At 31.6% G+C, this 12,007-nt stretch carries 10 protein-coding genes and 1 pseudogene; 8 read left to right on the top strand and 3 right to left on the bottom strand.

Annotated elements, in window-relative coordinates:
- The first annotated feature begins 148 nt into the window (after positions 1-148).
- From WKI23_RS00955 to WKI23_RS00935, 5 genes and pseudogenes are all read left to right on the top strand, one after another.
- Complete coding sequence (locus WKI23_RS00955) at positions 149-1,159, top strand: hypothetical protein (protein WP_057527925.1); 1,011 nt, start codon at positions 149-151, stop codon at positions 1,157-1,159.
- A gap of 2 nt (positions 1,160-1,161) precedes the next feature.
- The gene (locus WKI23_RS00950; RefSeq protein WP_368078635.1) at positions 1,162-1,815 is read left to right on the top strand and encodes a hypothetical protein; all 654 of its coding nucleotides are present in this window, start codon (positions 1,162-1,164) and stop codon (positions 1,813-1,815) included.
- 755 nt (positions 1,816-2,570) lie between these two features.
- The gene (gene pezA, locus WKI23_RS00945) at positions 2,571-3,047 is read left to right on the top strand and encodes a type II toxin-antitoxin system antitoxin PezA (RefSeq protein WP_050283603.1); all 477 of its coding nucleotides are present in this window, start codon (positions 2,571-2,573) and stop codon (positions 3,045-3,047) included.
- Positions 3,047-3,808 (top strand): type II toxin-antitoxin system toxin PezT, encoded by a 762-nt coding sequence (gene pezT / locus WKI23_RS00940; RefSeq protein WP_368078634.1) that lies wholly within the window; start codon positions 3,047-3,049, stop codon positions 3,806-3,808. Before pezA ends, pezT begins: the two co-directional genes overlap by 1 nt.
- Before the next feature lie 81 nt (positions 3,809-3,889).
- Positions 3,890-4,029 (top strand): annotated as a pseudogene (locus WKI23_RS00935) (AAA family ATPase); the annotation flags it as partial.
- Positions 4,030-4,452: 423 nt separating this feature from the next.
- Here the strand turns inward: WKI23_RS00935 and WKI23_RS00930 are convergent.
- From WKI23_RS00930 to WKI23_RS00920, 3 genes are all read right to left on the bottom strand, one after another.
- Entirely contained in the window at positions 4,453-4,848 is a 396-nt protein-coding gene (locus WKI23_RS00930) for a tyrosine-type recombinase/integrase (protein WP_368078657.1), read from the bottom strand.
- A 281-nt stretch (positions 4,849-5,129) separates the two neighbouring features.
- A complete protein-coding gene (locus tag WKI23_RS00925) occupies positions 5,130-6,668 on the bottom strand; it encodes a response regulator transcription factor (RefSeq protein ID WP_368078633.1) in 1,539 nt (512 codons plus the stop codon).
- Complete coding sequence (locus WKI23_RS00920; RefSeq protein ID WP_368078632.1) at positions 6,649-8,319, bottom strand: sensor histidine kinase; 1,671 nt, start codon at positions 8,317-8,319, stop codon at positions 6,649-6,651. Before WKI23_RS00920 ends, WKI23_RS00925 begins: the two co-directional genes overlap by 20 nt.
- 202 nt (positions 8,320-8,521) lie before the next feature.
- Between WKI23_RS00920 and WKI23_RS00915 the strand changes: the two genes are divergently transcribed.
- The 3 genes from WKI23_RS00915 to WKI23_RS00905 are packed head-to-tail and all read left to right on the top strand — an operon-like array spanning position 8,522 to position 11,928.
- The gene (locus WKI23_RS00915; RefSeq protein WP_368078631.1) at positions 8,522-9,439 is read left to right on the top strand and encodes an ABC transporter permease; all 918 of its coding nucleotides are present in this window, start codon (positions 8,522-8,524) and stop codon (positions 9,437-9,439) included.
- Between the two features lie 17 nt (positions 9,440-9,456).
- On the top strand, positions 9,457-10,353 hold the full coding sequence (locus tag WKI23_RS00910; protein ID WP_000870790.1) for a carbohydrate ABC transporter permease: 897 nt from the start codon (positions 9,457-9,459) through the stop codon (positions 10,351-10,353).
- Between the two features lie 9 nt (positions 10,354-10,362).
- A complete protein-coding gene (locus tag WKI23_RS00905) occupies positions 10,363-11,928 on the top strand; it encodes an extracellular solute-binding protein (RefSeq protein ID WP_051734081.1) in 1,566 nt (521 codons plus the stop codon).
- Positions 11,929-12,007: the final 79 nt, after the last annotated feature.

The following is a 12,007-nucleotide window of genomic DNA, read 5'->3' as shown; positions in this document are numbered from 1 at the left end:
CAAATTTTTAAAAGATTGAATTAGTCATTTATTATGTGGTGGATGAATCAGAAATTACGACGTTTAAAAATTATTTGAACAAATGAAAAAATCTAACTAGATGTCTCGATGTAGCAAATGATTATAAACTAATCAAGAAAGGTGAATAATGGAAAAAGACTATCTATTTAAATTAAATGTTCAGCCTCATGTGCTGGAAAAATATTCTGGAAGCAGAATTGAAACTTTAAAAAATGAGTTGTTACCTCATATTATTTCATTTTCATTTGGTAACGATTTATTTAGTCAGACAGATTCTAATATTCAATTAGAAGGCGATCGGATGGGCTTTCAGATTGTTAGAAACTATCAGGATATTTTAGAATCTGAGGAATATGAACGTTTAATAGAATTGACTTCTGAGTTAACAAAGGAGTATGTTAGGATTAGTAGAGAATATTCTAATAAAAACGGAATTCATTATAGTCAAGAGTATTTGGATAAACATCAGGAAGCAATTGAATTACGAAAAAAATTATTAGAAATCTTTGAGGAGTTGAAGCAGTCTCAAAAGGAATACAGCAGTTCTACAATTGATAGAATATTAGAAGCAGAATACGATTTTGTAATAATGTCAAAAGTTGGAACAGGTATAGATCATATTCGGAAAGTCAAAAGGATTTCTTTGTTTTTAGAAGAGTATAAAAACAATCCTATAGAAGCTGTGCAAGTAGTATATAAATTTCAGTCAGAGAGATTAAGTATCCGAGCTCGAAGTCAACAGGAGGCACTTACCTTACATCGTATAATTGAACGTAAAATCAATAGTTCAGGCGAATTAGGTGAGGTTGGGAAAGTTACTATAAATCCCATATATGAAGAAATTGTATTAAATATTGATCAACAGAATACTAGGAGTATTGAAATTGTAACAACTTATCCAAACGGTACTGCAGATGAGTTGGAAGATTTGATGGTAGATCCTAATGAATTTTTTAAAACTAAAGAAAGCCGTATGACATTGATGTTTTCAGATGATAAAAATAATAGAGTAACATGGAGAAAAATTTGGAACTTCTTAATTTTGAAAGCACGACAGGGCTATTTAAGATCTGTCAATAAAAATGGATGTTATATTATTGATGAAGAAAACTCTGTATTACAAACTGAGAGGTATTAAATATGTTACAAAAGCCAGAAAGAAATCCGTTAAAAATTATTTGGTTATCGAAAAGTGATATACTTCCAAAAGAACTTTGGATAGCTTATGGTATTTTTTTGTGTATTATAACTGCTATTAAGTTTTGTATGCCTATTCGTGTAATTGATGTTGATTTAAAAATCTATCAGACAAATCAGTATATTTTTCTTGCTATCTCGTCATTAGCCTTAGTACTATCAATGTATACCTTTGGTAGGGAGGTGTATACTCTTGATGACTTTGCAAAATTTTATTTAAGAAACAATGGGATAACCTATTATAAATATTTAACAAATTATTTATTTCCGTCGTTGATGTGGCTTGTAGTATTATTTTTTTCAATAATGAGATTAATGCTTATTGTAAAAATATCTAATACAACATTAGAAGTTTTGAGAGTAATATATCTTTCTCAAGTATTATTAGCTATTATATCAACTGTTAATTTAGTAATTAATAATATGAATCGAGTTTCAAATAAAGTCTATATGACTTCAAAAAGTATCAGCGAGGAGTATTCTAAAAAGAAAGAAGCTGTTAGTTCAAAAACAATAGGAAGTACGGTGAATACGTTAAATATTAGTGTTGGGAAATTTAAACGTGTAGTACATTTCGGTATTGAAAAACTAGATTAAAAAAGATTAAGATAATTTCGCTTGAATTTATTTTTCGATGAGGAAATTTATTTTAGAGATATTGGGTGAAAAATAATAGAGGGAATCACTTCTCTTGATCAATATTAATAAGATTTTCATAAATTATGGAGTGATTTTTACTTATCTTGAGATATCTTGTATTAAACCGATTTCTAAGAAATAAGATGAAGCTGTGCGTAATAGGTAAAACGATATCGTACTATATTTAACTGAAATATTTAATAATATTCCAATCTCTACCTTTTTCTCACAGACAGTTATAAAGTCTATCAGAATAAGCCTTGTAAGTGTGTAAATTAATTTTTACAGAACTAAATTATTCTCCTATTTAGAATCTATTAATTCATATTTTATGAAATTAATTAGTAGATATTGTTCTTAAAATCCTTGATATTGTGCTGTTTTTAACCCAAATGAAACCCATATTTTCCAAACCATGCTTGAAAAAAGCTCGTAAAGCGAGCCAATTCTCAAAACGTTTATAAATACGATTATATCAACGTTTAAAGACGCTTAATAGATATTTCTTGGGTGTCTTTTTGCTTTGCTTAAAAATTTAAAAACTATGGGAAATAGCAGGATATCAGTGCTTTTTAGAGTTTTCATTATGTAGTATTCAATATCTAAATTTTAGACGTTAACATTGCTAATAAGGTTTGTTTTTTTTGGTGCACCAAAAATGGTGCGTATCTCTTTTTTTTGCTATAATAGAAATAAATAAAAGGAGGGCTCTCATGATTGGAGAAAATATAAAAACATTACGTAAAACACATGATCTCACCCAACCTGAATTCGCAAAGATTATTGGCATCTCTCGAAATAGCCTCAGCCGTTATGAGAATGGGACAAGTTCAGTTTCGACAGAATTAGTAGATCGTATCTGCAAAAAATTTAATGTTTCCTATATCGATATCGTAGGGGAGGAAAAAATGCTCACACCAGTAGAAGATTATCACTTAACATTAAAAATAGAATTGATAAAGGAACGAGGAGCGAATATCTTAGCGCAACTTTATCGTTTTCAAGATGAACAAGGAATTGAATTTGATGATAGTTCTAATCCTTGGGTTCTAATGAGCGATGATCTTTCTGATTTGATTAATACGAAGATTTATCTTGTTGCTACTTTTGAGGAAGTAGAGCGATATAATGGCTATTTGGATGGCATTGAACGTGTGCTAGAACAAGCTAGTCATCTAGTGGTGGCTTAATGAAATTAGATAAATTTAGCCAGGATGACTTTATTAAAGCCTCTAATCGACTCGTTCGTTCTTTGACTCGTGGAAAAACAACTTCATCTCAGCCCAAGGCTATTTTGCTTGGGGGACAGAGTGGTGCTGGTAAGACAACGATTCATCGAATTAAACAAAGGGAATTTCAAGGAAATATTATTATCATTGATGGAGATAGTTATCGCTCTTTTCATCCGAACTACCTTGGTCTACAGGAAAAGTATGGTAAAGATAGTGTGGATTATACCAAAGTATTCGCGGGACAAATGGTTGAATATCTTGTAGATGAGTTGAGTAAACAAGGTTATCATTTATTAATCGAGGGTACCCTTAGAACGACCGAAGTTCCTCGGAAAACAGCACAATTATTGACAGCTAGAGGCTATCAAGTCTCACTTGCACTGATTGCGACTAAGCCAGAATTGTCCTATCTCAGTACTTTGATACGTTATGAGGAGCTCTACGCTATAGATCCTAGTCAAGCTAGAGCGACTCCTAAAACACACCATGATGGAATTGTAGGACATTTGGTTGGTAACTTACGGGAGTTGGAAAAGGAAGAACTTTTTAGACAAATTCAAATTTATCAAAGAGATCAATCGTGTGTTTATGATTCGCAAGTAGACGAAATCTCAGCAGCAGAAGTTTTACACGAATGCCTATTTGGAAAATGGAACACGGTGGAAGAAGAAATGTTGAAGATAGGGCAGGAAAGGTTGAGGGAGTTAGGTGATAATTGATAAGTGACGCAGGGGTAATTTATGAGTACACTAAAAAAGTAATTTATTTGCATAAATCTACAGCAATAGTTTTTTACAGAAGCTAAGGATTTATTGTCCAGAGAAACCAAAATTGTATTAATTGATGAATTTGATAAAGTAAATGCTACTTTATACAATGTTTTTATCAAATGTTTAATGAGGGAGAGTTGGAAGATATAAATTACTTGGTAGATGTTTCTATAGGGCAAAATTCACACCATTTAACTGAAACTTATTCAAATTAGTTGTAAATTTATTTTCAGGAAACACGGGAAAACGTTGATTTTAAAGGAATGACGAAACTTGTTGAAATAAAAATGTATCAAACCAGGCTTGAAAAAAGCTCGTAAAGCATCACAATTTAGTAAACGTTAATTCGAAAGAATTACTATACTTATACAGAGCACCTTTCGGGGTGTTCTTTTTTATACTTTCTTACTAAATTGGTGCAATTGACACAGTTGTTGCGACTTTAGTCGCTTACAAATGTGGCTGCAATCTGACGAGGTCAGTTGCCTCAAAACGTTAATCAATACGATTGTATCAACGTTTCAAAGCACTCAAGAGTTTACCTCATGGGTGCTTTTTTCGTGTTTTTTTGAAAAGTTTACCTTATTTTCACCTTATTGTTTTAGAGACTTTAAAGCAAATTCACCTACTGTCATAGGAACTACATTAGAAGTATTGACATAAATTTGAGTTGTAAGGGTATCACTATGTGTTAGTGCTTCAGAAATGGCTTCTAAGCTCATTCCTGCTTGTTTAGCAAGTGTCGCTCCTGTGTGTCGCAGTTTATGAGGTGTAGCATGTTCCAGCTCTTTATGTCGCTTTCTGATACTTTTCATTTTATTGTTTAGATAGTCAGCATGTAAAGGTTTGTTGATGTTTCCTCTTGTGTCGATATATGTAAAAACAAATTGTTCTGGATTACTGATGATACCAAACTTTGCTAGTTCATATTTTTGTTGTTCTTTCCAAGAAGTAAGGAGCTGAAGTAAGTCATTAGAAATAGATAAAATAGTTTAGCAAAACTCAATTTAGGAGAAAATGAAGGAAATGTTTCAATAATAAAAATACCCCAAAAGTTAGATTTTTTCTGTCTAACTTTTGGGGTGCAATTCAAAAAAGCTTGATAGTATGCGTTTTATCCTATGAAATATTTACTGGATTTTCTTCTCAAACTGACTTTTTAAGAAGTTACCTTATCAGCAATTTCAAATAAGTTTATGGAGCTATCTTTGGAAAATTTGTAGACTGTCAAAGCTTACACAGTCCTTATCATTTCAATAATTTAGATTGCTTACATTTTATTTTGATAAGTTTTACGGTAATCTCCAGGAGAAAGTCCAGTCCTTTGTTTAAAAATTTTAGTAAAGTAAGAATAATTATCATACCCTACTTGACAAGATACCTGTGATATCGAGATATTTGTTTGGGATAGGAGAGATTTAGCAGCATTAATGCGCTTATCCGTTATATATTTAACAAGAGTTTCTCCAGTTTCTTTTTTAAAAATTCTAGCTAAATGATCTGCGCTGAGATAAACCATATCTGCTAATATAGAACGATTTATATCTTCATAGTAGTGATGATCTATGTATTCGACGATACGTTGAATACTATTTTTCTGGTTTTCAATGTTTGTTGCAAATTTCTTAGCATGTGACCAGTAATAATCAAAGTAATCCTGAAAAGATTCAATTGAATGAAAGCGTCGTTGGAATAGGAAATCATGAGTGCTATTTTGGAACAGTTTATGTGCCGAAATTCCATTTTGATCTAGATATATTCCTATTTGCTGAGTCCAATCTAGTAAAATTTGTTGTAGTGTGAAAGTAGGAATTTGAGAATTATAGGCAAGTGAATTAATTTTTTCTCTTAATTCGTATTCACTTAAGCTATCTAAAAAAGTAATTGAAAGAGTTTCTGTTTTAAAGGAAGTTGGAAAACTATGTGGAACACATGTAATAGTATTCCAATAAGAAACATATTGTTCATTATAAGTGTAGAGTTCTTTGGTATGAAATAAAATATCGGATATTTTATGGCAACTCTTATATATAATGTTTGAGTATTTACTAAAGTTATTAGAAATTTGAGAATGAATCTCATATGCCAATTTGTCACTACGTTTGGATGAGTCTACTCTAAAGAGACAAACATATTGATCAACCTGGCTTTCCATCTTGAATAGACTTATCAGCTTATAAGAAGGTTGTGAAATTCTTTGAAGTTCTCTTTTTAGTTGAGAAGTCCATGATGGAGTTTCTGCAGAATAATCTTCTTCATTGAGATTGATTGTTAAAACTGCAAGAAAAAAATACTGGTGTTTTTGAAGAATAAAATCTTGTTTGCTTGCTATATTTTCTAGCTCATCAATGCGAGAAATTTGAGGTTTTCTAAGGTAATCATACCAGAAATTATCTTCTATTTGTAAAAGTGAATCATTTTTTCCGTTTAAGTTATGATTCTCAATTTTACTAATGGCTTTTTGAATAATAAATTCTAATTTTTCAAAGTTAATGGGTTTTAGATAGTATTCGAAGCTTTGCAATTCAATTGCTTTTTGAGCATAGTTGAAGTCGGCGTAATTGGTTAAAAAAATTGTTTTTATATCATATTTTTCATTTCTAATCCACGATAAGAGCTCGAGGCCACTACCTTGAGGCATTTCTATATCGCTTATCATGAGATCAATAGGATGTTCTCTAATAATACTTTGAGCTTGAGTGAGGCTATAGGCAACATAAACAGTGTCAATGTGTAGTTTAGCCCAATTTATTTTCTCTCGTAAAGCTTCAATGATAAAACGATCGTCATCAACTAATAAGATGTTCATTATAACCTCCGTCTATAATCTTGTATGGAATAAGTAAAAGAATTTTAGCCCCACCTTCTTCATTATTTTCAAATGTAATAGTATAGTCGTTGGGATAGAGAAGATTTAAACGTTCGATGGTGTTCGTTATCCCAATATGATGCCCATCTTCTGTTATTAGAGACTGTTTCTGATTTAGTTTTGATAAAATTTCTTCAGAGAAACCTGGACCATTATCTTCGATACAAATCTGAATATAATCTGAGTTCTCAGTTTTTACTTTTTTTATTGATAGCAAAATTGTGAATAAATCCTGAAATGAAAAACCGTGTTTGATTGTGTTTTCAATAAATGTTTGTAAAAGTAATGATGGGACAAGAGTATTTTGTAGGTCATCATTGTAGTTTAGTGAAAAGTAGATGCTATTTCCATATCGAATTCGTTGTATTTCTAAATAATCTTTAATATGCTGAACTTCATCTTTAAGTTCTGAAAAATCTTGATTAGCCATAAATAAATGACGTAGATAATTTGAAGTTAAGATAGTTAACTCTTCAATTTCCTTGTAGTTTTTTGTTTGAAGCATACTATGAATCATTGATAACATATTTAAGTAGAAATGTGGTCGAATTTGGTTCTTAAGATAATTAAGTTCAATCTTCTTAAGTTCTAGTTGTGAATGGTATTCCCGTATTTTTAATTCTTGCATATCAAATATTACTTTATTAAGTTTATCATTTGCCTTATCAATTTCTAGTATACCTTCAGATATAAAAAATTCAGAAGGGGGGATGGAGTCCCCAAGTTGAGAGAGTCGTTCAGTGAGTCTTGTTATTGGTTTAATCATCCATTGACGAATATACAGGATAATGATGATTGATAAAATGGTGATAATGATAGGAACAGCTGATAAAAATACTTCTAAGAGTGTGATATTTCTAAAGACTTCGGCATAATCGACTAAAACATAAATATCGAAAGGTAAATGTGTTTTTTCATTTTGGGCATGAATCAGGTAATTAGAGGACGGTATATTGTTAGGCTCTTTTAGGGAGAGTTTACCATTATTACCAATATTAAGTTTATTGAGAGGTTTTAGGATATCTTCTGAGGATATGACGGCATAAATGATTTTTCCTTCGTAATGAACAGATTTAACTAAGTATTCACTGTTTTTAGTAGTTACATTTTTCCATTTACGGTCACTTATATCACTACGCAATGATTTTAGATTTGATTTTAACAGTAGATAATCTTCATATGGAATATAAAGATTGGAGACATTTATAAAATAATCAGTACTATCGGTTTCTAATAAGAATGTCATATGAGTTTCATTTTGATATTCAAACTCTGCAAAGCTAGTTTGAACTTTTTTGAGATTTTCTTGATAGTCAAGAAACGTTTGTACATGATTTAATTTCTCTAAAGATTCATTATGCGTTATTGTTGAGTACATAAAGCGTTCTACAGAATGCAATTTCTCATTAACAGAGTCAGCATAAATTTCAATTGAACTACGTAGGTGTACTATATTTTGGTTTTTAATAAAATTTCTGGTTATGTTACTCATAGCAATATTGATCAAAATATTTATCAATAGTAGTACAAGTAGGAGTTTAAAGAAAAAATGAATGGAATGTTTTTTTGATAAGTCGTGATTTAATTTCATATACTAGTCTCCTCTTAAAATTATAGCACTTTGAAAATATGATATCATGTAACAAAACAGATATGTTTTATTAAGATGTCGGAAAAGTAATAGTTCTTAAAATTAAAAAACTGAAAAATTGATAAACCTAGTCCAAAAAGTTATATTAAGGGAATTCTATATGGTGTAAAATAATCGTAGAAAATCAGATGGGAGGAAAAACATGAAAGTAGCATCTCAACTTCATAAAATAAAATTAAAGCATAGTATTCCGTTATACATATTACTTTTTCCTTCAATATTGCTGTTGATTTTATTTTCTTATATTCCCATGTTGGGACTAATTATCGCATTTAAAGACTATTCACCAGCCAATGGTATCTTTGCTAGTCAGTGGGTAGGATTTAAGTACTTCACTCAATTTTTCTCATCATTCCAATTCGGGACAACTATGTTCAATACATTAAAAATTTCACTTTATAGTATTGTAGTAGGATTCCCCTTGCCTATTATACTAGCTATCATTAGTAATCAGTTAAGAGTTGGGAAATTTAGAAAAATATTTCAAGTAACAACTTACTTACCCCATTTTATCTCTACAATGGTTATGTGTGGGATGATTATCTTATTTTTATCTCCTACTAGCGGTTTGTTAGCGAATGTATTTAAGTCTGTTGGAATTACTATTCCAGATTTTTTATCAAAACCTAGTCATTTTGCAGGTGTTTATGTTTGGAGTGATGTATGGCAACATATTGGTTGGGATAGTATTATTTATCTGGCGGCGCTTTCTGCAATTGATCCTACATATTATGAGGCTGCAACTATGGATGGTGGCTCTAGATTACAAAAAATTCGGCATATAGAATTACCATTACTTTTGCCGACTGCTATGATTTTACTAATATTAAGAGCAGGTAGTTTATTAAGTGTAGGGTTTGAGAAAGTGTTACTATTACAGAATCCTCTTAATTTAGCAGGAAGTGAGATAATTTCGACCTATGTTTATAAAGTTGGTATGGTGAACTTTCAGTATAGTTATTCGACAGCTATAGGGTTATTTAACACGGTAGTCAATCTAATAATTTTATTATCTGTAAACTGGTTCTCAAAAAGATATACTAGAACGGGTCTTTTTTAAAGGAAGGAGTGCTCAAGGTGAAATGGTTTCATAAATCAAGAAAAACAAACTCTGAATTATTATTTGATATAGTTACCTATGGTTTAGCAATTTTCCTTATCCTGTTAATTGTTTATCCGTTATGGTTTGTAGTGATTGCATCTTTTAGTAATCCTTCAGATGTTGCAAATGGGAAGGTATGGTTTATTCCTAGAGAATGGAAATTAGATGGATATTTACGTCTTATTCAACAACCTTTATTTTTACGTAGTTATCTAAATACCATTTTATATACTGTTGTTGGTACCTTAGTTGCTTTAGTAGTCAATATTCCAGCTGGTTATGCTTTATCTAGAAAAGAATTAGTTGGTAGAAAGTGGATGAGCATTCTATACATAATCCCTATGTTCGTATCAGGTGGCTTGATTCCTACCTACTTAACAGTAAAGAATGTAGGCTTGATTGATACATTTTGGGTAATGGTAATACCTTTTGCAGTTTCATCATACAATATTATTGTTGCTAGAACTTTCTTTAATAATAGTATTCCAGACGGGATGTGGGAGGCTGCGCAAATTGATGGATGTGGTACAATTCGTTATTTTATTAAGATAGTCGTTCCTTTATCAAAAGCTATTATAGCAGTTATTGGACTTTGGACTGCAGTTGGTATTTGGAATTCGTGGTTTAATGCTTTAATTTATTTAACGAATGAAAATTTACAACCATTGCAATTAATTTTACGACGTTTACTAATTAGTAACCAAATGTTACAATCGCAAGCAACAGGAGAAGTGGCATCAGATCTTCGTATCAAGGCTGATATGATGAAATATGCAGCAATTGTTATTTCAACCGCTCCGATTATGTTGTTGTATCCCTTTGTTCAAAAATATTTTAATCAAGGCGTAATGATTGGCGCGTTGAAAGAATAGGAGAAAAACATGAAACATAAATCATTTACATATTTGTTCTTAGGAACAGTTACACTTGCTGGCTTAACAGCCTGTGCAAATTCCAATAATGCGAATAAGGATGATAAATCTGGAGAAGATTCTTATAAAATCACGACTGTTCGTTGGTCTGACTGGGGAGAAGATTATCATAAAGGTTTTCTAACAGATTCGGCCAAGGAAGCAGGTATTGATGTTAAATGGGATACACTTGTGGCAGCAGATTGGTCAGATAAGAAATCTGTTTTGGTTGCTAGCGGAGACTTACCAGATGCATTTTTAGGTTCAAATGCTTTTACAGATTCAGAAATTGCTCAGAACCAATCTTTATTTATTCCATTGGAAGATTTAATCAAGGAAAACATGCCTAATTTAACTAAGGCTATGGAGAAAGAGCCTAAGATTAAAGCTATGATTACTTCACCAGATGGTCATATCTACAGCCTGCCTAAAAAATTACCGATGCGTCCTACAGTAGCTAATCAGCTATTTATTAATAAAAAGTGGCTGGATAATCTAGGTTTAAAAGTTCCAGAAACTTATGATGATTTAGTAAAAGTACTACAAGAATTTAAGGATAAAGATGCGAACGGAAATGGAGACGCTTCTGATGAAATTCCATTCGGAGCAGGAAACTTTGATCCAACATTCTCATATATTCTACCGTTCAATAATCGTTTAGGTGCAGATAATACGTATGAAATGTCTGTAAAAGATGGAAAACCAGTCTACCTTCGTACAGAAGAAAGTTACAAACAAGGGATTGCAGCAATGCACGAATCTTATAAAAAAGGTTTGATTGATCCGGAAATCTTTACAGAAGATACCTCTATGAGTGTAGCAAAACGTATGGATAAGGGAGTATCTAGAGTAGGTGTTTCTAGTGGTTGGACAGCAGATGCAACGTTTGGCTTACATTCAAGTGAGTACATTGCCCTACCTGCTTTAAAAGGTATGGATGGAAAACAATATGTCTTTTCTGACCCAGATCATTACAACTACGGTCGAAATGAAATTTTGATTACAAATAAGAGCAAAAATCCTGCTAAATTATTGAAATGGTTGGATAAATTATATACAGATGAAGCAAGTATTCAGAATTTCTATGGATCATTTGGAATAGCTACTGAAAAGAATGGTGATAAGTTTAAAGTGTTACCTCCTAAAGATGGTAAATCAGCCGATGAGTATGCATGGATTCATTCACTTCGAGATTTTGGTCCTAAATACGTAAGCGATGATATCAATAGTCGCGTAGAAATCGATCAAACACAAGGTGATGGATTGAAATTGAAGATGGACCAAGATTTGAAACAATTTGCGTTGCCAGCTTACCCTAATGTGATTTATTCACAAGAAGAGCTTAACAAATTATCATCAATCTATGTTAGTATTGAATCCTATGTCAAACAACAAGCATCTAAATGGGTAGTTGAAGGTGGCATAGAAAAAGAATGGGACTCATACAAAGAAACTCTTAAGAATATGGGATTGGACGAATTTATGAAGATTCAACAGGAAGCATATAATCGTTACCAAAAAGAAGTAAAAGAGTAATACTTTATATGAACTCTTGGTTGTATAAACAAGGGACTAGCTAATTACAGGAAGCGAGACTGATAACATCAAATTATCT

The organism is Streptococcus pseudopneumoniae (assembly GCF_038148955.1).
GTDB classification, from domain to species: Bacteria; Bacillota; Bacilli; order Lactobacillales; family Streptococcaceae; genus Streptococcus; species Streptococcus pseudopneumoniae_T.
Note: the sequence above shows the minus strand (reverse complement) of the source record. Positions and strands in the feature narration are given on the sequence as shown.

What these genes read in the sequence shown, in the direction of transcription:
- WKI23_RS00905 (WP_051734081.1), top strand. Translation starts at nt 10,363, where the DNA reads ATGAAACATAAATCATTTACATATTTGTTCTTAGGAACAGTTACACTT.
- WKI23_RS00920 (WP_368078632.1), bottom strand. Translation starts at nt 8,319, where the DNA reads ATGAAATTAAATCACGACTTATCAAAAAAACATTCCATTCATTTTTTC.
- WKI23_RS00925 (WP_368078633.1), bottom strand. Translation starts at nt 6,668, where the DNA reads ATGAACATCTTATTAGTTGATGACGATCGTTTTATCATTGAAGCTTTA.
- pezA (WP_050283603.1), top strand. Translation starts at nt 2,571, where the DNA reads ATGATTGGAGAAAATATAAAAACATTACGTAAAACACATGATCTCACC.
- WKI23_RS00955 (WP_057527925.1), top strand. Translation starts at nt 149, where the DNA reads ATGGAAAAAGACTATCTATTTAAATTAAATGTTCAGCCTCATGTGCTG.
- WKI23_RS00915 (WP_368078631.1), top strand. Translation starts at nt 8,522, where the DNA reads ATGAAAGTAGCATCTCAACTTCATAAAATAAAATTAAAGCATAGTATT.
- pezT (WP_368078634.1), top strand. Translation starts at nt 3,047, where the DNA reads ATGAAATTAGATAAATTTAGCCAGGATGACTTTATTAAAGCCTCTAAT.
- WKI23_RS00950 (WP_368078635.1), top strand. Translation starts at nt 1,162, where the DNA reads ATGTTACAAAAGCCAGAAAGAAATCCGTTAAAAATTATTTGGTTATCG.